The organism is Streptomyces humi, assembly GCF_001005085.2.
Lineage (GTDB): Bacteria > Actinomycetota > Actinomycetes > Streptomycetales > Streptomycetaceae > Streptomyces > Streptomyces humi.
Window position 1 is genome coordinate 54713 of sequence record NZ_LBMU02000099.1, and the last position, 25340, is coordinate 80052.

18 protein-coding genes are annotated in these 25340 nt (G+C 72.3%); 10 read left to right on the forward strand and 8 right to left on the reverse strand.

Annotated features, from left to right (window positions below; all coding sequences use genetic code 11):
• Window positions 1-36 precede the first annotated feature (36 nt).
• Entirely contained in the window at window positions 37-1224 is a 1188-nt protein-coding gene (locus AAW13_RS37490) for an AI-2E family transporter (RefSeq protein WP_079179123.1), read from the forward strand.
• Between the two features lie 40 nt (window positions 1225-1264).
• Here the strand turns inward: AAW13_RS37490 and AAW13_RS37495 are convergent, their stop codons facing one another.
• Window positions 1265-3556 (reverse strand): nitrate- and nitrite sensing domain-containing protein, encoded by a 2292-nt coding sequence (locus AAW13_RS37495; RefSeq protein ID WP_240528852.1) that lies wholly within the window; start codon window positions 3554-3556, stop codon window positions 1265-1267.
• 432 nt (window positions 3557-3988) lie between these two features.
• On the opposite strand from AAW13_RS37495, the gene AAW13_RS37500 reads away from it, so the two are divergent.
• Window positions 3989-5173 (forward strand): beta-ketoacyl-[acyl-carrier-protein] synthase family protein, encoded by a 1185-nt coding sequence (locus AAW13_RS37500; protein WP_046728887.1) that lies wholly within the window; start codon window positions 3989-3991, stop codon window positions 5171-5173.
• A 150-nt stretch (window positions 5174-5323) separates the two neighbouring features.
• On the opposite strand, the gene AAW13_RS37505 is transcribed toward AAW13_RS37500, so the two are convergent.
• The 3 genes from AAW13_RS37505 to AAW13_RS37515 form a co-directional block, all read right to left on the reverse strand.
• Window positions 5324-7462 (reverse strand): ATP-binding SpoIIE family protein phosphatase, encoded by a 2139-nt coding sequence (locus tag AAW13_RS37505; protein ID WP_046728886.1) that lies wholly within the window; start codon window positions 7460-7462, stop codon window positions 5324-5326.
• 207 nt (window positions 7463-7669) lie between these two features.
• Window positions 7670-8584, reverse strand: coding sequence for a YceI family protein (locus AAW13_RS37510; protein WP_046728885.1), 915 nt, complete (start codon window positions 8582-8584; stop codon window positions 7670-7672).
• Window positions 8585-8589: 5 nt separating this feature from the next.
• Entirely contained in the window at window positions 8590-10359 is a 1770-nt protein-coding gene (locus AAW13_RS37515) for an FAD-dependent oxidoreductase (RefSeq protein WP_046728884.1), read from the reverse strand.
• Window positions 10360-10524: 165 nt separating this feature from the next.
• Between AAW13_RS37515 and AAW13_RS37520 the strand changes: the two genes are divergently transcribed.
• Entirely contained in the window at window positions 10525-12243 is a 1719-nt protein-coding gene (locus AAW13_RS37520; RefSeq protein WP_046728883.1) for a helix-turn-helix domain-containing protein, read from the forward strand.
• A 78-nt stretch (window positions 12244-12321) separates the two neighbouring features.
• Here AAW13_RS37520 and AAW13_RS37525 read toward each other — a convergent pair whose 3' ends face one another.
• Window positions 12322-13659 carry a jacalin-like lectin gene (locus AAW13_RS37525; protein ID WP_046728882.1) on the reverse strand — a complete coding sequence of 446 codons (1338 nt, stop codon included), beginning with the start codon at window positions 13657-13659 and terminating at the stop codon, window positions 12322-12324.
• A gap of 498 nt (window positions 13660-14157) precedes the next feature.
• On the opposite strand from AAW13_RS37525, the gene AAW13_RS37530 reads away from it, so the two are divergent.
• Window positions 14158-14757 (forward strand): lamin tail domain-containing protein, encoded by a 600-nt coding sequence (locus tag AAW13_RS37530; protein WP_063777053.1) that lies wholly within the window; start codon window positions 14158-14160, stop codon window positions 14755-14757.
• 90 nt (window positions 14758-14847) lie between these two features.
• On the opposite strand, the gene AAW13_RS37535 is transcribed toward AAW13_RS37530, so the two are convergent.
• On the reverse strand, window positions 14848-15798 hold the full coding sequence (locus AAW13_RS37535; RefSeq protein ID WP_046728880.1) for a ScbA/BarX family gamma-butyrolactone biosynthesis protein: 951 nt from the start codon (window positions 15796-15798) through the stop codon (window positions 14848-14850).
• A 380-nt stretch (window positions 15799-16178) separates the two neighbouring features.
• Between AAW13_RS37535 and AAW13_RS37540 the strand changes: the two genes are divergently transcribed.
• From AAW13_RS37540 to AAW13_RS37555, 4 genes are all read left to right on the forward strand, one after another.
• Window positions 16179-16901: an HAD family hydrolase gene (locus AAW13_RS37540; RefSeq protein WP_046728879.1), complete on the forward strand. Its 723-nt coding sequence runs from the start codon at window positions 16179-16181 to the stop codon at window positions 16899-16901.
• Window positions 16898-17671, forward strand: coding sequence for an SDR family NAD(P)-dependent oxidoreductase (locus tag AAW13_RS37545; RefSeq protein ID WP_046728878.1), 774 nt, complete (start codon window positions 16898-16900; stop codon window positions 17669-17671). Before AAW13_RS37540 ends, AAW13_RS37545 begins: the two co-directional genes overlap by 4 nt.
• 141 nt (window positions 17672-17812) lie before the next feature.
• Window positions 17813-18478 (forward strand): ScbR family autoregulator-binding transcription factor, encoded by a 666-nt coding sequence (locus tag AAW13_RS37550; protein WP_046728877.1) that lies wholly within the window; start codon window positions 17813-17815, stop codon window positions 18476-18478.
• 215 nt (window positions 18479-18693) lie between these two features.
• Window positions 18694-19302, forward strand: coding sequence for a ScbR family autoregulator-binding transcription factor (locus tag AAW13_RS37555; RefSeq protein WP_046728876.1), 609 nt, complete (start codon window positions 18694-18696; stop codon window positions 19300-19302).
• A gap of 119 nt (window positions 19303-19421) precedes the next feature.
• Here AAW13_RS37555 and AAW13_RS37560 read toward each other — a convergent pair whose 3' ends face one another.
• Window positions 19422-20693, reverse strand: a complete 1272-nt coding sequence (locus AAW13_RS37560) for an FAD-dependent oxidoreductase (protein WP_079179126.1) — start codon at window positions 20691-20693, stop codon at window positions 19422-19424.
• 555 nt (window positions 20694-21248) lie between these two features.
• Here AAW13_RS37560 and AAW13_RS37565 point away from each other — a divergent pair.
• Both AAW13_RS37565 and AAW13_RS37570 read left to right on the forward strand, forming a co-directional pair.
• Window positions 21249-22223, forward strand: coding sequence for a DMT family transporter (locus AAW13_RS37565; RefSeq protein WP_079179127.1), 975 nt, complete (start codon window positions 21249-21251; stop codon window positions 22221-22223).
• 292 nt (window positions 22224-22515) lie between these two features.
• Window positions 22516-23382, forward strand: coding sequence for an AfsR/SARP family transcriptional regulator (locus AAW13_RS37570; RefSeq protein WP_046728875.1), 867 nt, complete (start codon window positions 22516-22518; stop codon window positions 23380-23382).
• Window positions 23383-23404: 22 nt separating this feature from the next.
• Here AAW13_RS37570 and AAW13_RS37575 read toward each other — a convergent pair whose 3' ends face one another.
• Window positions 23405-25282: a glycoside hydrolase family 5 protein gene (locus AAW13_RS37575; RefSeq protein ID WP_046728874.1), complete on the reverse strand. Its 1878-nt coding sequence runs from the start codon at window positions 25280-25282 to the stop codon at window positions 23405-23407.
• Window positions 25283-25340 lie beyond the last annotated feature (58 nt).

Here is a 25340-nt window from a genome sequence, read left to right on the forward strand (position 1 = left end):
GTGCACTGAAGGCGGAGGTCGGCAGCGGGAGGCGTGGTGGCGGGTGCGGGCGGACTGGCGGCCGGGCGGGGCCGCCCGCGCCGCCCGCGCCGGGCGCGCGGCGCGACGGCCGGCAACCGGCCGGTACGCGCGGTGTGGATCCCGAAGCGGGCCCGCGACCCGCGCGCCTCCGCGTCCGTCAGCGCGATCGTCGTCCCCGCCCTGCGGATCGCCGGCGCCTACGCCTGGCGGCTCATCGTGGTCGGCATCGTCGTCTACGGCGTCTTCATCATCCTCGGCCGTTTCCAGCTGATCGCCGTGGCCCTGTTCCTGGCCCTGGTGGTGACCTCGGTCCTGCGTCCGCTCGCCGACCTGATCGGCCGGTGGCTGCCCAGGCCGCTGTCCGTGGCCGTGAGCATGGTCGGCAGCATCTTCCTGTTCTGCGGACTGCTGGCCCTGGTCGGCAACGCGGTCGCGCAGGAGTCGGCGACGCTCACCGACGAGTTCCGCGGCGGCATCCACCGGATCGAGGTCTGGCTCCAGCACCCGCCCTTCCGGCTCGGCCCTGGCGCCCTGTCCCGTTTCCAGCAGCAGATCGTGGACTACGTCCAGGCCCACCGCTCCAACCTGGTCAGCAGGGCGCTCAGCGGCTTCGGCACGCTCGTCGAACTGGTCACCGGGGTCGCGCTCGCCCTGTTCGCCTCGGTCTTCTTCATCCACTCCGGTGAACGGCTGTGGGCCTGGACCAGCCGCGAACTGCTGCCCGCCGGCGCCCGTCCCGCCTGGGACCGTGCGGGCCGGGCGGCCTGGCTGACGTTCGCCGGATACACCCGCGGCATCATCATCGTGGCCGCCACCAACGCCGTACTCGTCGGCGTCGCCCTGCTCGTGCTGCGGGTGCCGCTCGCGCTCCCGCTCACCCTGCTGGAGTTCTTCGCCGCGTTCGTCCCGCTGGTGGGCTCACCGGTCGCGCTGGGCGTGGCCACCGTGGTCGCGCTGGCCGGCCGCGGACCGTTCACGGCCGCCGCCGTCCTGGTCCTCATCGTCGTCATCGGCCAGCTGGAGGGGCACGTGCTGCACCCGCTGGTGATGAGCTGGGCGGTACGTCTGCACCCCCTGGTCGTCGCCGTGTCCGTCATCGCCGGCAGCATCGTGGCGGGGGTGATCGGTGCGGTGGTGGCCGTGCCGTTCATCTCGGTGATCTGGGCGGTGGTGCGGGCCCTGCGGCCCGCACCACCCCCCTGACCGGCCTCCGGCCTCCGGACACCGGGCGTGCTCCCGGGGTTCAGCCGTCCTTGGCGGGCCGGCGGCCGCGCCTCGGGGTACGGCGGGGGAGACCGGAGGGCACGGACGGACCGGTCGGACCGGACGGCGCAGGGACATCGGAGCCGCCGCCCGTCGCGTGGGCCCTCGGCGGACCGTCGGGTCCGGCCGGGCCGGGGAGGCCGGCCTGTGCGGTGGCGGGACCGGGGACCGCGATGCCGTCGTCCCACGCCTCGTGCGCCTGGAACGGGTCGGCGGGCCCCTGTGCCAGCAGGGCGTCGAGTCCGGACCCGGCGCGTGCCTTGAAGGCCGCCAGGGCCAGCGTGTCGGAGTCGGACTCGGCGCCGCTGCGCCAGGTGACGGTGCCGGGGAGCATGACCAGCGAGGTCGTGCCGGACTCCCCGGCGGCCGGGCGCAGCTGCACCCGGATGCCGTGCCGGTCGGCCAGCCTGCCCACCACGAACAGCCCCATGTGCTGGTAGACGCCCGCGTCGGCGGTCGGCGGATTCGCCAGCTTGTGGTTGATCTGCGCGAAGTCCTCGGGCATCAGGCCGATGCCCTTGTCATGGATCTCGACCATGATCCGGGCGTCCGGCAGCCGGGTCGCGGTGACCCGGACCGTGGAGCGCGGTGACGAGAACGCGGTGGCGTTCTCCAGCAGTTCGGCGAGCAGGTGCACCAGGTCGGTGACGGCACGCCCGTGGATCTCGGACTCCGGGACGCCCGCCAGCTCGATCCGTTCGTACTGCTCCACCTCGGAGGCGGCCGCCCGGATCACGTCGACGAGGGGGAGCGGGTGGTCCCACTGCTGGGTGGGCCGCTCGCCGCCGAGCACCAGGAGGTTCTCGCCGTTGCGGCGCACCCGGGTGGCCAGGTGGTCGAGCCGGAACAGGTTCGCCAGCTGGTCGGGGTCGGCCTCGCGCTCCTCCAGGTCGGTGATCATGGCGAGCTGGCGCTCGATCAGCGACTGGTTGCGGCGCGACAGGTTGGTGAAGATCGTGTTGACGTTGCCGCGCAGCAGGGCCTGCTCGGCGGCGAGCCGGACCGCTTCCCGGTGCACATGGTCGAAGGCGCGGGCCACCTCGCCGATCTCGTCGGTGGTGGTGATCGGGATCGGCGTCACCTTGGTGTCCACCTGGCCGGGCACGGCCTGGGAGAGCTGGGTGATGACCGCCGGCAGCCGCTGCTCGGCGATCTCGATCGCCGAGGCGCTGAGCCGTCGCATCCCGCGGCTCATCGAGCGGGCCACCCAGGCGGCGAGCAGGAACGCCGCGAGTACGGCGCTGAGCGCGAGCGTGCCGTTGACGATCGCGTCCCTGCGGGCGCTGTCGGCGATGCCGCGGGCATCGGCGAGCGCCGTGGCCGCGAGGTGGACCTCGACTCCGCGGTAGGCGTCGAAGACCAGCGCGTGCGCGGCGAAGAACGACTCGGGGGTGATGCCCTCGGCGGCGAGTTCATCCGTCGGCTTCCCGCTGACGATCTCGCTGATCATCTTGGCCCGGCCGGGCGGGGGCACGAACGCCTCGCCGGCCGCCTTGGCCTGCTCGGCCGCCTTGGCCGTCTGCGCGGCCCCCGTCTTCTGCGCCTCGGTCAGCGCGGCTCGGAGCCGGGTCATGTCCCCGGTGGTGCCGGCGCCCGCGTACTCCTGCAACGCCACCTGCTCCAGGTAGGCGTAGGAGCTGAACGAGCTGAGCTGGTTCTGGAGTTCGCCCTCGGCCAGGGCCGCACGGTCCTCGACCAGCAGGTGCGTGCCGATGGAGCGCACCAGCGACTCGGCGGCCTGGGTCAGCGCGAGGGCGTACAGGGAGCGGCCGAAGCTCGCCTGGTTGCTGCTGCCGAAGCCCAGTTCGTTCGAGATCTCCATCAGCGGGTGCTGGACGGCGTGGTAGCTCTCCTCCGTCTGCACCCCCGACATCCTGGCCGTGAACGCGGCCGCCCGCACGGTCGGGAGCTGCTTCTCGCCCGCGCGCACCAACGCGATGCGCCGGTTCAGACCGGCCGTTCCGGGCGCGCGCTCCACCGCCCGGTCGAAGGCCTGCGCGTCGGCGTCGGTGACCTTGCGCGCCGCGAGCACCGCCGGAGCGTTGCGCTTGCCCTCCAGGAGCGGGATCACCGACACGTCCCGTTCGTTGATCGCGTCACTGGCGTAGGTGTTCGCCGCCTGTACCAACTCCGCCACGCGCACCGCGTCCTGGGCGTCCCGCAGGGTGTCGACCGAGGTCTTCACCCGGATGCCGCCGAGTCCGAGGGCGACGAGCACGGGGATGAGCAGGATGGCCTGGAGGCGTCTCGCGACGCGCCAATTGCCGGTCAAGGGTCTGAGCTTGGACAAGATCGTCCCATTTCACAACAGGGAGGGTGCGCAGGGCCGTTCACGGCCCGACGTTATGTGGCCAAGTTCTAACACCCTGCGATCGGCTTCGACTGCACTTTGAGTGAAGCGGTTTCTCCGAAGTGGTACAAAACTCAATTAAAACCATCGGTGGTCAACGCACGTACCACGGCCCCGTGGTCGTCGCGCCGGAGCGGCCGTGCGGTCAGCGCTTGCCCGGTGTGTTCCGTCGTGCCGAGCGCCCGTCCGTCAACGCCGTCGCGCCGGGGTCCGCGTGACTTCTTTTGCAATATGTACGAAAAGGAGGCGAATGTGAACTCCGTTGTGATGGCTGCTTCTTGACCTGATCTCCCGGATCAGGCAGATTTCAGACACCCGACGTCATTCATGGGTTGTCTGAGAAAGATGCGTGCTATGGGCGCCTACTTGTGTCCCCCGGCCGTGGTGCACGGCGAACACGTCGTGCGGACCGATCAGATAGTGGCCGAGGTGCGGCACCGGCATCCGCACGCGCCGTGGGCGTCCCGGATCGACGGCATCGCCGCGAGCACGGGCATCGCCGGGCGTGGATGGATGCTGCCGCTGGCGGCCGCCGCCGCACCCGGCCGCGGGCCGGGCCTGCGAACTCCCGCTGCCGGACCGGCGCGTGAGGCACTGGCCCACGACGGGTTCACGGACGCCGAGGTGGACCGCGCGATCGCCGCGCTGGAGGCGATTCCGGCGCCGCAGACCGTCCAGGAGCGCACCGCGCCCGCCTGGGCCGCCGTACAGGCGTACGGGGAGCGCGCGGCACGCGAGGCCCTCCGCGGCGCCGGCCTGGACGCCGGCGACGTCGACTCCGTGATCACCAGCAACTCCACCACCCCGGCTCTGCCGGGCCTGGACCTCGCCCTGCTCAACCGCCTTCCGCTGCGCCGTGACGTGCTGCTGCTGCCGGCCACCCAGTGGGCCTGCATAGCCGGCACCCGGTCACTGGCACTGGCGGCCGACCTGGTCGCCGCGGACCCCGACCGGGTGGTGCTGGTCGTGATATCGGAGGCGCTGAGCACCACCTACCAGCCCGCCGACGACACGCTCGAATCGCTCATCGTCCGGCTGCTGTTCGCCGACACCGCCGTCGCCGTCGTGATCACCGGGCGCCCCCGGGCGGAGTCCACCCTGCGCCTGGACGCGGTCTGGCACCACACCCTGCCCGGCACCACGGACCTGCACCGGCTGGACACCCGGGACGACGGCACGCACTTCGTGATGGACCGCCGGGGGCCGCGTGCCGTGCAGGAGACGGTGGCCGGGATGTGGCAGTGGCTGCGCGAGCGCCACCAGGACGACGCCCGGCCGTGGCACCCCGACCTGCTGCTCGCCCATCCCGGCGGCACCCGGGTGCTGGAGTACATGGAGGAGACGATGCCCGACGGGTGGCCCACGGGGCTGCTGGCCTACAGCCGGGACAGCTACACCACGGGCAACCGCGGCGGCGCCGCCGTGCTCGACATCCTGCGGCGGGCGTACGACGCCGGCCAGAAGGCCGGGAGTCGCACGGTGCTCTACGCGGCCGCGCCCGGCCTCACCGCCACGGCCGTGGAGGGGGAATGGCTGTAGCCGTCACGCGGGCCGAGCGGAGGGCGGACGCGGCCGTCACCGCGGGGAGCGGGCGCACGCGGGCGGGGAGTCGGCGGGTGCGGCCCTCACGCGGGCGGGGAGCCGGCGGGTGCGGCCCTCACGCGGGCGGGGAGCCGGCGCGTGCGGCCGTCATGTCTCCAGTTCGGCCCAGACGGCCTTGCCGGTGTCGGTCCAGCGCACCCCCCAGCGGGTGGTGAGCTTGTGGACCACGTGCAGCCCCCGCCCGCTGTCGTCGAGCGGACCGCCGTGACGCGGCCTGGGGCGGCCGTTTCCGGTGTCGCCGACCTCGCACGTCAGGCGGCCTCCTGACCTCACCAGCCGTACCGAGACCGGGCCGGCACCGAACTGGACGGCGTTGGCCACCAGTTCGCCGAGTACGAGCAGCGCGCTGTCCCTGCCCTGGTCGGTCAGGTGCCACCGCCGCAGCAGGGGCCCGGCCAGGGCGCGGGCGCGGGCGGCGGAGCCGGCGCGGGCGGGCAGGTGCCAGGTGGCCGCGTCCCGGCCGCGCCGGCCGGTCATCCGGGCGAGCAGCAGCGTCACGTCGTCGCGCAGCCGCCCCTGCGGAGCCAGGCCGGCGACCACGCGACGCGCGGCCACGTGCAGGTCGTCCCAGGGGTGCACGTCCCGCACCAGGTCGGTCAGCCGGCCGATGCCGTCGTCGATCGAGGCCGCCGGATCCTCCACCAGGCCGTCGGTGTACAGGACGAGGAGGGAGCCGGGCGGCACGGCGAACTCGTGCACGTCGAACTGCTCCCGCACCACGAACTCCGCTCCCAGGGCCGGGTGCGGCTGCCCCGCGACCGTGTTGGCGGACCCGTCGGGACGCACGAGGACGGGGGGCAGGTGACCCGCGTTGGAGATCGCCACCCGGTGGTCGACGGGGTCGTAGACCGCGATGCAGCACGTGGAGCCCAGCGCGCTGTACCCGGCGGCCAGGCCCGCGTCCGTGTCGTCCAGCAGGGTGACCGTCTCGTCCAGGCGCTCCAGCACCTCCCCGGGACCCAGCCCCGCCGACAGCAGCGCGCGGGCCTCCATGCTCAGCTGGCCCATCGCCGCCGCGGCCCCCAGGCCGTGCCCGACCACGTCCCCCACCACCAGCGCGGTGCGGTCACCCGGCAGCGGGAAGCTGTTCACCCAGTCACCGCCGACGCCCGCGCTGTCGGGAGTGGTGGGCTGGTAGACGCTGGCGACCTCGATGGTGTCGCTGCCGGTCCGCGGCAGCAGCCGCCGTTGCAGTGCCAGCACCTGGGCGTGTTCCCGCTGGTGCTGGCGGGCCAGGTCCACGTGCCGGGCGGTCTTGGCCACCAGTTCCTGTAGGTCCAGCAGCTCGCCGACGCGAAAGACCCGGTCCGGCCGCCGCCACACCTCCGTCACCCCCAGCACGATGGGCCCCGTGGCGCCTTCCGGTCCCTCCACGACCAGCGGGATGCAGGCGACGCTCACCGGCCGGTCGCCCGGCACCAGGGCGCGCATCAGCCGCGGATCGCCGAGCGCCCGCTCGATGGCCTCCCGGTCCTGGAGGACGACGGCCCGCGGAACGTCGTCCCGCATGACCGCGCCGGCCAGCAGCCGGCTCGCCTCCCGGGGCAGGTTGTCCCCGGGGGTCAGATATCCCTCGGGCCAGGCCCGGTCCGGCACCAGGGCCGCACGCCGCAGCCGGATGCGCTCCTGCGCCTGCTCCGTGACCGCCTCGCCGGTCCACACCGCGTAGTCGAGGTCGACGGCCGCCACGTCCCCCCACGCCAGCAGTGACTGGGCGAGGGACTGCGCGGTCTCCCCGACGTCCAGCGAGGTCCCGATCGCGGTGGCGGAGGCGTACAGGTGCAGCCGCTTGGCCATCGCGATCAGGGAGACCGTCAGACCCACCTGCGGCGGCGCGGCCGGCAGGATGCTCATCGAGACCACCAGTTCCGTCCCGTCGTCCCGGCGCAGGCGCTGGACCCGGGCGACGTGCGCCTCCCGCGTGGCGAGCACCCTCCGCAACCGCTGGGTGACCGTCGGGACGTCCGCGGTCGGCAGCAGCTCGGCGAAGGCGTCCCCCGGCCGGGTGTTCACTCCCGCGAAGGGGGTCGCTTCCAGATTGCAGCCGGTGACCCTCAGCTCGGGATCGAGGCTGACCACGCCGAGGATCTGCTCCTGGTCGTCGCTCTCCCCGTCGGCGCCCGAAGGCCGGGCCGTCGGCAGCCCGGCCCCCGGGATGTAGCCCGCCAGGGCGCCGCTGACCATGTCGAACGGCGAACCGTTGGAGGACGAGGAGGTGGGATCCATGCAGCTCACACAGCTCGCTGACTCCGGCGCGCGCCGGACGGTGTGCCCGAGTCCGCGCGGCCGGGCCCCGAGATCCCGCACCGCACATCTCATGGGTAGCACAGATATGCTGCCCACCGAAGGGGCAAAAGGCGACAGAAGATCACAAAGTGTTGTTAACTTGCGCAAACCTCTTGTCCGGGTGGGCGGTGCCGCGTGGTGTCCGTGTCACTCCGGGGGAGTGGGGGTGTCCGGCGAGCGGTACATCGCCTGGACGTCCAGCTCCAGCTGCACCGTCGGGCCGACCACCGCGATGCCTCGGGCCAGCATCGACCTCCAGTTGAGGGTGTAGTCCTCCCGGTGCAGCTCGGCCGTGGCGAGCGCGGCGCAGCGCAGCTCCTCGCCGTACCCGCCGTTGACGGTGCCCAGATAGGTGGTGTCGAGCGAGACCGAGCGGCTCACCCCGTGCATCGTCAGGCTGCCGAGCAGGGTCCACTTGGTGCCGCCTCGATAGGCGAAGCGCGTACTGCTGAACTCGATGTACGGATACCGCTCGACGTCCAGGAAGTCGCCGGAACGCAGGTGGTTGTCGCGGGTGGTGTTCCCGGTGTTGATGCTCGACGCGTGGATACGGACCCGGACCGTCGACCGGGTCATGTCCGGGGCCACGTTGATCGCCCCGTCGAAACGCTCGAAGCGACCGTGCACATGGGCCATGCCGACGTGCTTGGCGATGAACCGGATCGCCGTGTGCGGCGGATCGAAGACCCAGCCGCCGGTCGGGGGCAACGGCAGCTGCCGGGCCGGCGTGAGCCGGATGTGTCCGGGCACCGGTCCCGCGTCGGCGACCACCTCGACGGTCTCCCGGTGCGGCTCCAGCCCCTCGGCCGAGACCAGCATGCTGTAACGGCCGGGCGGCAGGACGGCCATGAAGCAGCCGAAGGGGTCCGTGATGCCCCGCGCGGCCACCTGGTGGCTGTCCAGCGCGGTGACCGTGACGTCGGCGCCGCCCAGCGGCTGGTCCACCGGGTCCAGGACGGTGCGGGCGACGCCGCCCGCACCCGGCGGTACGGGCAGGGTCAGTCCCGCGGTACGGGCCGGGGCGTCCTTGGACCACCGGCGCCTGAGCAGCCCGAGGGCCATGCTGTTCACCTTTCGTGTTGCGTGGGTCGTGGCTCGACGGCGCGACCGAGGATCCGCCGGAGCGCTGCGCCCAGCAGCTCGGCCGCGTTCCCGGCGGCGGCCGGGTGCCGGAAGGCGACGTAGCCGTCGGGCCGTACCAGCAGGGCACCCGAGTCGGAGACCTCGCTGAGCCGGGCCCAGTCGCCGTACGGGTCCTCGTAGTCCTGCCCCGGGCCGACGACGACGGTGGCGATGTCGAGGTCCTGGGCCTCGGCCGCGCGCAGCCAGCCCTCGCCGCCGATCCCCGTCAGCAGGGTGAAGCGGCCCCGGCCGACGGTGTCCAGGGTGGACACCGTGCGTGTCCCCGAGGTGAGCCAGGCGTGCGGGAGCTTCGCTCCGGGGCGGGAACTGGGCTGGTGGTACAGCTCCGGGTCGCGGGCGAAGCCGGGGTCGGGGGTGCCGTCGGGGACGATCGCACCGGAGTCGTAACGCTGGTTGAGGTCGACACCATGGGCGTTGAACTCGTACACCTTGTGGGCGATCGCGTCCCGCAGCCGGGCCCGCTGCCGCTCGGCCGTCGCGGTGGGCTCCTTGCGGGCCGCGATGTTGGCCCAGAGCTGTTCGGGGGTCCCCGGGGTGAGACCGTCGAGCGCCTCGAAGACGGGCGCGGTCTCGCCGATCGACTTGTTGGCGCGGGTGACGATCTGTCTGCCGACCGGCGCGCGTTCGGCCGTGTAGCTGTCCAGCAGACTCGGGCCGGCGGTGCCGTCGAGGACCAGCTTCAGCTTCCAGGCCAGGTTGTAGGAGTCCTGGACGGACGTGTTCGACCCGAGCCCGTTGGACGGCGGATGCCGGTGCACGGCGTCGCCGGCGCAGAAGACCCGGCCGTTGGAGTAGGTCTCGGCGTACATCTCGTTCACCGTCCACGCCGAGGACGACCTGACGGTCACCGGGATCTCGTCGTCGCCGATCAGCCGGCGGACGACGGACTCCGCGTACTCGGTGGTCAGGTCGGGGGCGCCCGCCGTGACGTCGTACCCCCACACGATCAGCCACTCGGTCCACGGGCGGACGCACCGCACCAGTCCCGCGCCGATGCCGCCGACGGTCGCGCCGGGGGCCAGTACCCAGTACAGGGTGGACGGGCGGTGCGCGGTGTACCTGCTCAGGTCGGCGTCGAAGACGATGTTGACGCTGCCCGCGACCCCCATCTGACCGCCCATCGGCAGCCCGGCGTCCTGCGCCACCTGCGACCGCCCGCCGTCCGCGCCGATCAGGTACCTGGCCCGGATCGTGTACTCGTCGCCGCGCACCCGGTCCGCCACGGTGACGGTCACCCCGTCGGCGTCCTGCGTGAACGACTTGTAGACGGTGCTGTAGCGGAACACGGTGCCGCGGCTCGTCGCCGCGTCCACCAGCACCGGCTCCATCAGGTGCTGCGGTATGTCACACATCGAGGTGGGGCTGGCCAGCTCGTGCGCGGCCTGCACCAGCGGCTCGTTCCCCCAGGACCGGACCCGTCCCAGCTCCTCGCCGGCCAGGCTGGTGCAGAAGGTGGTGTTCCCCATGAGGTGCTGTGGCGTGGCCCGGGCGAGCGCCTCCCGCTCCACCCCGAGGTCGCGCAGCACCTCCATCGTGCGCTGGTTGGTGATGTGGGCGCGCGGGGTGTCGGCGAGACTCCCGTGGCGGGTGACGACCATGTTCGGTACGCCGTAGGTGCTCAGGGCCAGGGCCGCGGAGGCGCCGGCCGGGCCGCTGCCCACGATCAGGACGTCGGTGACGACATCGGTGTGCACGGGGAACGCTCCGGTGGGGGTAAGGACGGAAACCGACCGAGCAAGATCATGAAACGGTCCCGGCCGTCCTGGGTGTCTCAATGCGAGACACCCCGGTACGACGGAACCCGCCGGGGCGCACCGGTCGTTGCCTCTTCAACCGTCCCCGGTACGGTGAAGGGCGCCATGACCACCGCAGAGCAGCACCCCACGGCCGACCGGCAGCCGCCCGTCCGCCCCGCCCTCGGTCACCTGCGCCGGGCCCGCGCCCGCTTCCTCGCCGGACGCCCGCTGCCGGAGGACATACCGGACGAGGTCGCCGCGGCCTGGCGCCGGGCCCGTTTCCACGGCGTACGACACGACTGCGCGGCCCACCTCGCCGCCCCGGCCCCCCGGCCGCCCGACCCCGCGATCCTGGAGGCCGCCCGGCCCGTGCTGGCACGACTCGGCCCGCCGCTCGACCGGCAGCGCGCCACCCTGGTCCTCACCGACGCCCGGTTGCGGGTGCTGTGGGCGGCCGGCCCCGCCCCGTTCGGCACCCGCTGCCCGGACCTCTCCGAACAGTGCGTCGGCCCCAACAGCGCCGCTCTGGCCCTGCGCACGGGCCGCCGCGCCGAGGTGCACGGACCCGAGCACTTCCTCGACGTCTGGCAGGAGGTCTCCGCGGTGAGCGTGCCGCTGCGGACCCCCGGCGACGGCAGGCCGGTCGGTACGGTGACCGTGGCGTCGGCCCTGTGCGCCGGCCGCGCACCGCACCCGCAGGCCACCCTCGCCGAGGCGGCGGCCGCGGCGGTGGAGGCCGAACTGCGTGCCCACGCCCGGCCGCCGGAGCACCTCCTGCTCGACGCCTACCTCACGGCATGCGACGGACCGGACCGGCCGGTGGTGGCCTTCAGCGGCCACAGCCGGCTGGTGAGCGAGGCGGCGGGACGGCTGCTGTCCACCCGGGACCTCGACGACCTGGAACGCGCGGTCCGCACGGCGCTGCGCCAGGACGGTTCCGGCATCCGGCTCCCGTACGGCGCCGTGGTCGAACCCGTCCGGCACCTCGGCGAGACCGTCGGCGCCGTCGCCGTCCTCGAACCGGTCCTCGGCCGCGCGAGCGCCGCCACCGCCGGGCCGCCGCCGACCACGCTGGCCGGGCACTCGCTGCCGTGGCGGCACGCCACCCGACGCGCCGCCGAACTGGCCGCCGTACCGGCCCCGTTGCTGCTCGTCGGTGAACGGGGCACCGGAAAGACCTCGCTGGCCCGCGCGTTGCTCGGTGACCCCGACCCGCTCGTCGTCGACGCGGCCGAGGGGGAAGTGAGCCAGATGCTGCCGGGCCGACCCCGGGACGGCCTGGTGCTGCGCCACGCCGAACGGCTGGCCCAGCCGGACGTGGCCGCGATCGTCGCCCTTCTCGAGGCCCGGCCCGCCACACCGCTGTTGGTCACCTACACCCCGGGCGCACCGCCCGGCCCGTGCCTCCAGCGGCTCCTCGACACCCTGGCCGCCCGCTCGGTCACCCTGCCCGCGCTGCGGGAACGGCCGGAGGACATCGGCGAGTTGCTCACCGCCGTGAGCCCGCCACCGGCGCCCGGCCAGCCCCCGCTCACCTGGACCCTCGACGCCCGGCGCGCCGTCGAGGGGTATCCGTGGCCCGGTAACGTCACCGAACTCGCCCACGTCGTACGGTCGTTGGCGCAGCGTCGCCAGGTGACGGGGCCGGTGCGCCGGTCCGAACTGCCCGATCCCGTGCGTGAGGGGCCCGCGGGGCGCCGGCTGAGCCCCATGGAGCGGGCCGAACGCACCGCCATCCTGGAGGCCCTGCGCCGCCACGGCGGGAACAAGGCCCGCACGGCGGCCGCCCTCGGCATCGGCCGCGCGACGCTCTACCGGAAGCTGCGTACGTACGGCACCTGACCCGCCCGGGTGCCGGCCGGCGGACCGCTCGTGCGGGTTCACCGGCCGGCCGGGCGTGGTCGGCGCTCGCTGCGGCGGTCAGCGCTTGGTGTAGATGAAGCCGACCTTGTCGAGCTCGTCGCCGGCGCGGCCGTGGAAGCCGGCGATCTGCCAGCCCGACGGCGCGGTGCGGGTCACGCAGTCCGAGGTCGTCGTACCGCCCGCGAGGGTGTTGCCCAGGTTCGTGGTGAACTTGGCGTAGAAGATCCGGGTGTGGCTGTCCTTGACGCCCTCGCACAGGTACGCCGAGGTCACGTACTCGCCGCTGCCCAGGGTGAGTGAGGACGCGGTGCCGCCGGTTCCGCCGTGGGTGAGCGTGGTGCCGTCGGCGAGGGTGATGCCGACCTGGTCGACACGGGAGCCGGAGCGCAGCGAGACGCTGGTGGCCCGGGCGCCGGCGGCGACCTTGTCGATGTCCTGGTAGTAGTCGCCGTGCGGACCGCCGAACTGGTCGCTCAGCTGGAAGTTCGCGTTCTGCGACCAGGAGAAGCCGACCGTGACCGGGTCGTGGTCGGAGAGCATCAGACCGTCGCTCGTCAGGAACTTCGCGTGCTCGTTGTTGTACGAGGTCGCGGTCAGGTTCACCAGCTTGCTGCTGCGGTAGAGGACCTTGTCCACGACTTCGCAGGTGTTGGGCACGGTCGCCGCGGTGTCGTCGCAGACCAGCGCGTCGCTGCCCTTGGCCGGCGCGCTGCCGCCGCGGATCAGCTGCACCCAGGCGTCGGTGAGCCCGTTGTTCGAGGCGAACTCCGCGATCGTGTCGGCGGAGCGGGTGTAGCGGGTGTTGGTGTCACCCATGACCACGACGGCGTTGCCGGCCGAGTGGGTGCTGATGAAGGAGGTCAGCTGGCTGAGGTTGTCGGCCCGGGACGCCTCGTCGCCGTCGTTCGTGCCCGCGTTGGTGTGCAGGTTGTAGAAGTCGACGTAGACACCCTCGGCGAGCCGCTCGCGCATGAAGGTGAAGCCCTTGGGCGTGAGGCAGTCGCCGGAGTCGATCTGGCACGAGTTCCAGCCGACGCGCTCGAAGTCGTCGCCGTCCCAGGCGTAGTTCGAGACGGTGTTGAGGCCGCTGCCGATGCCCGCGCCGCCGCTGGTCGCGGTGCGGTAGGGGTGGGTGTCGGTGGCGTAGAGATACGCGTGGTAGTTGAAGTCCTCCTGGACGTTGACGATGTCGTACGGCGCGATCCGCTTGCCGATCTCGGTGGTGCTGGTGTCACGCGGCGTGGGCGCGCTCGACAGGCCTTCGGGGAGCCCGGCGACGTTGTACGTGAGGACGCTGAACGTGCCCGAGCCGGCCGCCGCGGCCGGAGCGGCCGTCGCCGTGAGCCCGCCGAGGGCGGCGACCGCGGCCGCCAGACAGGCAACGAGTCTGCGCATGGGGGTGTCTCCTACGGGGAGGGGTGCGCTGAGGGGTTGTGAGCATGCCAAAAATGGCAAGCCAAAACGTAGCGGTAAACGCTTTCCCCGCACCCCTTCGGTGACCTATGAATCGGCGAACTCCAGGTAACGCCCAGAAGATCGACTTCGGTATGCCGGGAGAGACGCCTGTTACTCACTTTCGGGTGACGTGCCCTCGGATGTCCTGGTGCGTTGTGATGCACGAAGGTGGGCGTCGGCCTTTGTCTGCGGGCTTTTCATACCCGATGAGGCGTCAATTCCGTACATTCACCCTTTAAATGCATGTTGCAACCGAGAGTCATGACAAAGTGTTGGATCTGTAATGGGTCAGGTGTGTGTCCCACATCTCACGCGGTCGGGTTGCAGGGTGTGACTGCGCGGCCGACCGGTCGCCACCTCGCACAACGCATCCCGCGTGGCCCGCGGTCCGCCGTCGGCCGCCGCCGGGGTGTACTCGAACCCTGCAAGGGGGACTCAGTGTCCGCTTCCGTTACCGTGACCGCCCGCCGTCTCGGCTCCGCGACCGCCGTCGCGGCCGCCCTGGTGGGAGCGCTTGCCCTGCCGGCCGCGGCTTCCGCCCCGCACCGCGGCCCGGTCTTCATCAGCGCTGTCCAGCACGAGGTCCAGGGCCGTGAGGTCCACTCCAACCGGGCCCTGAACCGGGAGTGGGTGGACGTCACCAACACCGCCCGCCGGGACGTCAACCTGAGCGGCTGGACGCTGTCCGACGCGTCGGGTCGCACCTACACCTTCCACCACTACCGGCTGGCAGGCCGTGCCACGGTCCGCGTCCACACCGGGGTCGGCCGGGACACCGACAAGGACCTGTACCAGGACCGGCGTGACTCCGTGTGGAACCGCAACGCCGACACCGTGACCCTGCGCGACGACCACCGGGGACTGGTCGACTCCGTCTCCTGGGGCCACCGTCACCGTGACGGCGACCGGCGCCGTGGCGACGAGCGCGGCGGCGACCACCGCGGGGACCACCGCGGCGACCGGCGCGGTGACGACCACCGCGGGGACGAGCGTGGCGGCAACCACCGCGGCGACGAGGGCCGACACACCCGCGGCTGATGCCTGACGGCGGCCCGCGCCTCCCTGACGGGACGCGCGGGCCGCCGCGTCGCCGTCACCCCCCGGGGCGTGGACCGCGTCCGGCGGGACCTAGACGACGGGCCCGCTCACGGTGGACGAGAAGACGGTCTCGCCGTCCTGCCGGCCGACGACCTTCACGGTGGCCGTGCCGTCGTCGCCGGGTGTCACATCCGTCACGTCGACCCAGCAGGGGCTGTCGAGTTCGACGTAACGGTTGAACTCCGTGGCCGTGATCGCCGGTATCAGCGTGCGTGGCGCCAGCCGCGCACAGGCCGCCTGCCGGGCCCCTTCCAGCAGCACCATGCCGGGCAGATGGTCGCCGCCGTGGTCGAACAGGATGGGGTGACCGAGGTCGGGGGTGAGCAGCCAGCGGTCCGGGGTGCTCGTGGGCGTGAGCACCACGTCGGCTGGGGAGGTACGGCCGACGGCGGCCGGTTCCATCGGTTCCGAGGCCGCCACCGTCCGAGCCGAAGTCCCGTCCACTTCCGACCGGTTGGCGCGCAGCCGGGCGTAGACGGCCGGGCTGACGATGGAGTACAGCCCGTCTCCGCGGGCCACCGGCAGGCCGTCCCTGCGCAGTGCGAACCCGATGCCCATCCGGCGCGCGGACGACCTGCCGCGCGGCGCGGAGTCCGGGCAGGTCACCTCGAGCTCGAAGTCCGTGGGCCGGGAGGCGATCCGCAGTTGCTCCAGGTCCGTGTGGCAGCTGAGCGACCACAGCACGAAGTGATGGCCGAGCGGTACCCCGTGCTCCGCGTGCGTCACGAACATGCCGGCCTGCCGAAAAGTCTCTGCCGCCTGTAGCGGATCGTGACTCGCGCCGTCGGTGCTGTTGAAGAACGTGTGGGCGCGCGGCCACTGTCCGGTGAGGGAGAACCGCACCCCGTCGTCCTGGGCGGTACAACCGGTGAGGAACACCTCGGCCAGGGACGCCCGGTGGACGTACTCCTTGGGAACCGTGGTGGTCAGCCGGGGCAGTGCGGGCAGACCGACTCCGATCTCGCTGGCGGACAGGCTCATCGATGACCCCCCGTCGGAAAGCTCTTCGTTGGCTGGAAGCTCTGTTCGACGCCTATAAGATACGGACCTACCGGTTTTCTCGGGTCGGCCACCAGGTAAAGGATTCACCAAGCGTGGTTCGACTCGATCCATGCATGACTCCGCTCCGTAGTGGTTTGGCCAAGTATTTTCGCGCTCAATCATCAGGAAGGCACGGCGAAAAACGGACTAACTGGCAGATGTCGTCGGCTGGTTCCCCGGGAGTGACGCGCGCGGCCGCTTCGGCGAAACCTGGCCACCGGTCTCTTTTGGCCATGCGGCGGGGAGTTGGCCGTACCCGCGACCCCGAGGTCCCGACAACGCCTGCATGATTGTCGGACGGTCAGCGGGAGGGAGACCCCATGGAACCACTGCGCACCCTGCGCCTCGCCGCCGTCAACATCGACGGCGTCCTGCTCAACGACAGCTTCAGCCCCGTCCTGCACCGGCTCGTCCTCAAGTACGGCGGTGAGTACACCCGCGAGCTGGAGCAGCGGCTCTTCTCGCAGTCCCGGCTCGCGGCCGCCCGCGTCCTGCTGGCGGAGACCGGCGCCGCCGTGGGCGAGCAGGAGGCCATCGCCGACTACTTCGCCGAGCGCGAGGACCACCTGCGCGCCCACCCGGTCCACACCCTCGACGGCGCCGAGGAGCTCCTGCACCGGCTGCGCGCCCTGGGCCTGGACGTCGTCTGCTACGGCGGCCTCGACGAGGACCACTTCCGCCGCCATCTCGGCGCCTGGGAGGGGCTGTTCACCGCCCCGCACTACATCTGCACCGACGACTTCCGCCCAGGCATCCGGGAGATCACCCGGGACCACTTCGGACTGGACTTCCACGAGGTCCTCTTCATCGACGACGTGGCCCGCTTCGCCGCCCACGCCAGGGAGCTCGACGTGCCCTTCATCGGTCACCCCAGCACCTTCGAACACGGCTTCCAGCGCGAGCTGATGCGCGAGCTCGGCGTCCGGCACCTGGTCGGCGGTCTCGCCGAGATCGACGAACCGCGCCTGCGCGCCCTCGACCGCGAGGCCCGCCTCGGCACCGTCTGGCAGGACGCCGGCTCGCTCACCGAGGTGGCCGGGTGACCGCGGCGCTGGACACGGAACTCGCCGGCCGGGTCGCCCTGATCACCGGCGCCAGCAGCGGTATCGGCGCCGCCGCGGCCCGGGTGTTCGCCCGGCTGGGCGCCACCGTCGTCGTCACCGCCCGCCGCGAGGACAAGCTCCGCGACCTCGCGGACACGCTGCGCGCCGAGGGTGCCGAGGCGAGTCACCGCACCCTGGACGTGCGCGACGGCGAGGACGTGCGCCGCGCCGTCGAGTTCGTCGTCGAGCGGTACGGCCGTCTCGACGCGGCCTTCAACAACGCCGGCGTGGCCCTGCCGAAGACCCCGATGCACCTCATCGACGACGCCGACTACGAACGGGTCACCGAGACCAACGTGCGGGGTGTGTGGAACTGCCTGCGCCACGAGATCACCGCCATGCTGGAGAGCGGTGGCGGCGCGATCGTCAACACCAGCAGCGTGGGCGGCCTGGTCGCCTCCTCGACGGCGGCCCCCTACATCGCCTCCAAGCACGCGGTGATCGGACTGACCAAGGCCGCCGCCGTCGAGTACGCTCCGCACCACATCCGTGTCAACGCCATCGCCCCGGGGCTGACCCGCTCCGAGATGATCGACGACTGGTTCGCCAAGTCGCCCGAGAACGAGGCCCGCGCCTACCGCTCCGCACCGCAGGCGCGCGCCGCCGACCCGGTCGAGGTGGCGGAGGCCGCGGCCTGGCTGTGCAGTGACCGGGCGAGCTTCGTCACGGGTGCCACACTTACCGTGGACGGCGGACGCACCGCCTGGTGAACTGCCCGAAGGATCCCGCTTCGGCGCGGCGGCACCGGTGCGGGACCGACCGGGAATCGGCCCTCTGCGGCCGAAATACCGACCCCCGTTTGGGGTAAGGTACGTCACGTCCGGTTTTGTTTTGACCGAGGAGGGGTCCCCATGGCGCGTCAGGAGCGTGCGATTCGGACCCGACGCGCTGTTGTCGAGGCCGCCGCCGCGGTCTTCGCCGAGCGCGGGTACACGGCGGCGACCATCGCCGAGATCCTCGACCGGGCCGGAGTCACCAAGGGTGCCCTCTACTTCCACTTCGACTCCAAGGAAGCCCTCGCGCGCGGTGTGATCAGCGCCCAGATCAGTGACGACTACTGGGTGCCGCGCGAGCTGAAGCTCCAGGAGTGGGTGGACATCGGCATGACGCTGGCCTACCGGATCCCCAAGGAGGTCATCCTGCTCGCCGGCATACGGCTGTCCGCCGACCTCCAGGGGCGTTCGCTGTTCGGCAGTGCCTGGCCCGCCTGGACCGAGGTGGTGACCGAGAAGCTCGTGGAGGCCAAGCAGCGCGGTGAGGTGCTGCCGCACGTCGACCCCCAGGAGACCGCGGAGTGCTTCCTCGGTGCCTGGATCGGCACCCAGTTCATGTCCGAGGTGGTCTCCGACTGGACGGATCTCAACGACCGGATCTCCGTCCTCTACAACCATGTACTGCCGGCCATAGCCACTCCCGCGGCCTTGATCAGGCTGGACACCGCGCCCGACCGGGGCGCCCGGGTGGTCGAGGAAGTCGAGCGCCGTCGGCAGGAAGCGCTGGTGCCCACCGAGGCCTGACCCGCCTCGGACCAAACCGTCGACCCGGTTTGCATGCAGGGCGAACAACGCTTCCGAAGGCATACGAGGGGCGGTGGGGGAGGCCTGCCGTGCTCCGAAGGACGGCAAACCTGCCAAGTGTGCTGTTTGCTAGGGTTTTCGAATCGCAATGTTGCAGGCCCAGGGGGAATCGGACCGTCCAATTCCGCATTCGCCCGGATCAACAGGGGGACGCGATGGTCAAGCAACTCCGGGCGGCCAGAACCCGCCAGGCCCTCGTTCTCGCAGCCGCGGAGATCTTCTCCGAGGACGGTTACGCGCTGTCCTCGCTGCCCGCGATAAGCCGGCGGGCGGGAGTGAGCGCCGGAGCGCTGCACTTCCACTTCGCCAGCAAGGACGCCCTCGCCATCGAGGTGGAGAGCGAGGCCCGCCGTTCCGTCGAGCAACTGGTGGCGGACCGGCGGCAGTCCGCCGCCTCCGCGCTGCACCTGGTGGTGACGGTCACCCGGGATCTGCTGGTCGCGGTCGCCGCCGACGTCGTCGTCCGCGCGGGCTTCCGGCTGAGCGTCGATCCCTCGCGCAAGAGCGCACCGGGCTTCGGCTGCTGGTGGCGCGCCTGGGTCTGCGAACAGCTGCTGCGAGCACAGCGCGAGGGCGAACTGGCCGAGGGGGTGTCCCCGGACCGGGTCGCCGCGGTGATAGTCGCCGCGACCGTAGGCTTCGAACTGATCGGTGCCGGCGACCGGATCTCGCCCCAGCACGTCGAACAGTTCTGGTCGTTGGTGCTTCCCCAGCTCGCCTCTCCCACACACGAGTTCGCGGGCGCCGCGCGGTCCGACTCCTGACCCGGGTCCGGGAGACCACGCCCGCCGGCCGGTGCCGGTCCGACAAACCGTCCGTGCCGTTTTCGACTCGGACTCCAGGACGGCCGGCACCCACCGTCGCGACGGAGGCAGACGGACCGTCAGGACTTCGCGAGATGCCGTGCGATGCGCACGGCCGCGAACTCGGTCCCCGCCACGAACCGCATCATCGGCCCGAACATCGGGGCCGCGAGCGAGCCCGTGAAGTACAGGCCCGGCACCGACGACTCGAACGTCCCCCGCAGCGCGGGCGCTCGTGACCCCGGCACGCAGACCACGGCACGCCGTACCGTCGGAGACAGGTAGGGCAGCGCGGCCAGGTCCAGCCGGTACCCCGTGGCCGCCAGCACATGGTCGACGGCCAGGGTCTCGCGCCGGCCCCTGGGCCCGGCGACCTCCAGGTGCACCTCCGGCCCGCGCACCACGGCAGCGGTGACCCGCCGCGAGGTGTGCACCGGTACGACGCCCGTCACCCGGTCCCGCAGCCACCAGCCGCCCGACGGGCCGAGCGCCCGCCGGAACAGCAGCAGCCGGGCCGTCGCGGGCAGCCACCGCACCCCGCCCGGCGCGGCGCACACCGCGGCGAGGATCCAGCCCGTGCCCAGCGGGGAGGCCGGCTTGGCCAGCCGCTGCGTCCAGGGCCGGGCCAGGTCCGGGGGCATGCCCCACAGCACCGTCCGCTCGCGCACCAGGACCTGCGTCTCGGCGCCGGCCTCGTGCAGCAGCGCCGCGCTCTCCAGCGCCGACTGGCCACCGCCGACCACCGCGACCCGCCGCCCCGCGTACCCGGACAGGTCGGTGTGGTGGCTGGTGTGCGACACGACCGCGTCCGGGCCGGGTCCCTCCGGCGCGAGGTGCCGTAACTCCGCCGGGACATGGGCCAGTCCGTTCAGCCCGGTCGCCACCACCACCCCGGCGGCCGCCGTCTCCTGCCCGTCGTCCGCCCGGACCAGGAAGCCGGGTCCGGACGCGGCGCGCTCGACCGCCGTCACCCGGGCGGGCTCGACCTCGCCGACGTACCGCTTCTGGAACCACTGCCCGTACCGTACGAAGACATCGCACGGGATCGGGGTCAGCTCGGTCAGCTCCGGCTCGCCGTGCACGCGCCGGAAGTCCGCCAGCCGGCCGCCGGGCTCCGGCGCCGACAGGTCGGTGGCGTCCGGCGTCGATTTCAGGAACATCCCGGTCGCCATGGCGTGCCGCCAACTGCCCATCACCTCACCGAAGACCCGGACCGGCACCCCGGCCGCCCGCAGATGGGCGGCCACCGACAGTCCGTACGGCCCGGCGCCGATCACGACGACCGGTGGGCGCCCGCGCCCGGTCAACGCCTGCTCCTGGGCAGGGCGTTGCCCCGGAAGCGACTGCGTCATGCATTCCTCCGCTGGTCTGTTCGCCGCCTTCCCCAAGACGACGCGACACTGCGGGATGGCACGTCCGGCGTGAAACGGCCGTGCCCGTCCCCCCTCCGCGGGTGAGTCTGTCCCACCGGCACCCGGCTGGAAACGATATCGGCGCACGTTGGACAAAACTTGGTCGAATCATACGACAAGTGACGTCGGGGGTGTCATCGGTGTGCGCCGGGTGGATGTCCGCGGTCACCGATCCGACAGGACCGGTCAGTGGCGGCCGTACGCCCGGCGGGGCCCCGGTCGTGCTCCGCGCCGGAGCGGGTGCCCCGGAGCCGGCGACGGGTGCGGGTCCCGAAATGCGGACGGAACCGTGTCGCCGTGGCCGGTGCGGATACCGTCGTGGCGTGAACACCTACTGGCACGTCGTCCTGCCGCCGCTCTGCGCCTGACCGGGCGCACTCACCGACGGCTTGATCCACGGTCCCGGCCCTGCCTCGCAGGCGGCTCGGGGCAGGTGTCGTGCGCCCGTTTCGAAACCAGTCCGCAGACGGTATTCGACGACGGAAGTTCACGACTGTGCCGAACGACACCTCATTCCCCTCCTCTTCTTCCGGCCTGGCCGCGGCCGCGGCTCCGCGCCCCCGCCGCACCGGTCCGCTCGCCGGGCCGGTCCCGATCCTCACCGCCGCCGTGCTGTGGGGCACCACCGGGACCGCCAGTTCCCTCGCGCCGGCCGGGGCGCCGGCCGCCGCGGTGGGAGCCGCCGGCCTGGTCCTCGGCGGCCTCCTGCTGTTCCTGACCGCACCCGGCGCCCGCACCCTGCCCCGGACCTGCACCGGCGGCGAACGCCGGCTGCTCGCCCTCGGTGTTCTCGCGGTCGCCGGCTATCCACTCACGTTCTATCCCGCGGTGGCCCGCACCGGAGTGGCCGCGGCCACCGTGATCGCGCTCGGCGGCGCCCCCGTCCTCGCGGGTCTCCTCGGCCTGCTCACCGGCCGGTCCCGGCCCACGGGCCGCTGGGCGGCGGCGACCACGGCGGCCGTCCTCGGCTGCGCGGTGCTCGTCCTCGGGCCCGAACTCACCGGTGACGGCGCCCCCGTGGACGTACCGGGTGTCCTGCTGGCAGGGCTCGCGGGACTGTCGTACGCCGGGTACGCCCTGGTCGGCGGAGAGCTGATCGCCCGTGGACACCGCTCCGACACGGTGATGGGCGTGCTGTTCGGGGGAGCGGCTCTCCTGGTGCTGCCCGTCGTGCTGTGGAACGCCGGGTCCTGGCTGCCGTCGGTACGCGGTGCCCTGGTCGTCGTGTACCTCGGCGCGGTCACCACCTTCCTCTGCTACCGGCTCTTCGGACACGGCCTGCGCCGCACCGCGGCCCAGATCGCGACGACGCTGACGCTGGCCGAACCGGCCGTGGCCGCGGTCCTGGGCGTCGCGTCGCTCGGTGAACGGCTGCCCGCGGCGTCCTGGTGCGGACTGGGGGTACTGGCACTGGGCATCGTCCTCCTCGCCGTACCCGTCCCCTCCCGCTTCCGTGGGCGCGTCGGCTGACCTGGGGCACCGTCAAATAACAGACCGGATGGTCTGATCCGGTCGGTCTTCGAGCGGGCGGGTCTTCCCGGCTCGAAGGCCGGCCGGGGTGGCGCCGTCGGTGCCACGGCTGTTCGCCGGCCTGTCAAGTGGCGCTGCTGTACTGGGCTTTCGTCCTGTGCCGGACCGGTCGGCGAGCCGCGGTCGCTGTCGGACGGTTCCTTGGAAACCGCCCAGTCGCCGGTCGGTTGACAGACCGGTCGTGCTGTTTTCTACTGGCGGAGTGCCAGGTGAGAGGAACAGGGAGACGCGTGTGGACATCGGTTTGCTGGGCGCGCTGGACGTGACGGAGAACGGGGTCTCCATCGCCCCGACCGCGCCGAAGCCGCGCCAGCTGCTGGCCCTGCTCGCCCTGCGCGCCGACCAGGTGGTACCCGTCGCAACCCTGGTCGAGGAGCTCTGGGCGGGCACCCCGCCGCGCAGCGCCCGCACCACGCTCCAGACCTATGTGCTCCAGCTCAGGGAGCTCATCGCGACGGCACTGCGCCGGCCCGCCGGGCCGGGCGGCCCCGGCACGCGGTCCGCGAAGGACGTCCTGACCACGCTGCCCGGCGGTTATCTCCTCGCCGCCGGGGGTGGCCGCAACGACATCCGCGAGTTCGAGCGGCTCCATGAACTGGGCTGTCGCGCCATGGACGAGGAGAATCACGCGGACGCCTCCCGTACTCTGCGTCAGGCGCTGGACCTGTGGAGCGGCCAGCCCTTCGCCGACGTCTCCACCGGAGCCCATCTGGCCATGGAGGCGCGCCGGCTGGAGGAGAGCCGGCTGTGCGCGCTGGACCGGCGGATCGAGGCCGATCTGCGGCTCGGCCGGCACCGTGAGCTGCTCGCCGAACTCACCGTCCTGACCAGCCGCTACCGCTCCCACGAGAACCTGCACGCGCAGTTCATGCTCGCGCTCTACCGCTCCGGCCGCCGCGGCGAGGCACTGGAGGTCTACCGGCGGTTGCGGACCCTGCTCGTCAGGGACCTCGGGCTGGAACCGTCCGCGCGCCTGCGCCGCCTCCAGCAGTCCATCCTCCGGGCCGCCGCCGACACCCCCGGCTCCCCGCCGCACCACGACGACCTGACAGGGGCCGACGCGTCGGCCGGACGCGGGCAGATGACCGACTTCGGCTGAGGAACGTGAGTCCTCCGGCCGGCTACAACGCCACGCACAGCACGGCGGCGGGTCCCTGTGCGCTTCCCACCCGGGTGGTGAAGGCGACGCCCGCGATGTACTCGCCGGCGTCGCACTGTCCCTTGTAGGCGCCGGACGCGAAGTCGTCGCCCGCCCCGTCGGCGGGCCGGCTGTCGGACCGGTCGAACCACACCGTCCGGCCGCCCGTGCCGAGCGCGGTGCGGGCCGGCACGCACAGCGCCGCCGACACCCGCTCCCCGCGACGGCTGTAGCCGACGACGAAACGGCCCGCCGGGCACTGGAACTTGGTGTAGCCGGACGCCCAGTCGCCGCCCGCCGGGACGTACCGCTCGTCCGTGACGACCGTCTGGACGCCGTCCGTCGCCCGCAGATCACCGGCCCGCGCGTCGGTGCACAGGCCGCGCCCGCCGGAGTGCGCGAGACCGATCAGCCGCAGCCCGTCCGGGCAGGCCGCCTTGTAGGCGCCCGAGTCCCAGTCGCCGCCCGCGCGCACCCGCAGGGACTCGACCTGGTCGCCGTGGTCGGTGGACAGCATCCGCCAGGTCGTCCCCGGCTCGACGTACCCCGTGCGGCCGGCCGAGGTCATGAGGTGGGCCCAGGCCGTGGCCCGCCAGTCCCCGCCGTCGAGGATGCCGGAACGGTGCCCGGCGGTGTCGTAGCGCAGCAGCGCCCAGTCGTCGTGCCCCTCCCAGCCGACCAGCGGCCAGTAGGCGAAGTCGGTGTCGTGGTCGGCGAAGTAGTCGGTGATGTTGCCGAACCAGGCGCGGGCCGCCGTACCCGTCTCGTTCGCGCCGACGCCGAACTCGCTGACCCACACGGGGGCGGTGTAGTGCTTGCCCTCGGTGGTGACGAAGAACGCCTCGTCGGCGAGGGCCTGGTACAGCTCGTCGCGGGTCAGGTCCTGGTAACGGGGGTCGCTGGTCTCGCCGATGCCGGTGGCGCCGCTGTGCCGGGGGCCGGTGTAGCCGTAGAAGTGGGCCGAGTAGACGAGTTTGTGGGCGTCGACGAGGGTGTTCGACAGAGTGCGGACGGGGGTGAGCACGGGGCGGCCGTGCGGGAACCCGTCGACGGGCAGTCCGGTCCAGTTGATGCCCTCGACGACGATGAGGAGGTTCGGGTCGGCCTCGGTGAGGATGCGGTCGGCGGCGAACTGGGCCGCCGCGTACCAGTCGTGGGCGTCTCCCAGGCCCCAGTTGGGGTCGTCCAGCACGTCCCGGCGTACCTCGTTGTAGAGGTCGGCGCCCACGACCCGGGAGTTGCCGGCGTACCGGCGGGCCATGAAGACCCAGTCGTCGGCCCACTGCTGAGTGGACTGGCCGCTGTTCCAGCGCTCGTTGCCGTCGACGCCGCAGCACCAACGCGAGGTGTTGGTGTGGTTGTTGAGGATGACGGCGAAGCCCGCCCCGGTGAGCGCGGCGACGACCGCGTCGTAGATCTCCAGGGGTGTCCTGCCGCGCAGTTGGGGATTGGCCGTGACGGCGGCGTCCGGCACCGCGGCCGTCGTGTGGATCATCTCGTTCGAGAACGGCAGCCGCACGCTGTTGATGCCCAGCGCCGTGAAGTCCGCGAGGAGCTGGGTCAGGGGCGCGCGGTCCAGGCCGAGGGGGATGCCGTACGAGTCCTGGCCGGCGTGGTGGTTCGCCGGGTCGGCGACGCTGCCGCTGCCGGTCCAGGAACCCTGTGCGCCGTCCCAGTTGGCCGCCTTGAGCCGGAAGCGGTTCCCGTCGGCGTCCACGATCCAGCGGCCCCGGGTGGAGAGCGGTCCCCGCCAGGTGTCGGCCGCGGCGGCCGGCCGTGCCAGGGCGGTGGGCAACAGGGTGAGCACCAGGAACACGGCTGTCAGGTACGTGACAATCTTGAGCGAGTGCCTGATCGGCATCAGCAGTCCTCTGTGTGGAGCCGGTGGGGGGTGTCGCACGGCACGGCGGCGGCACCCT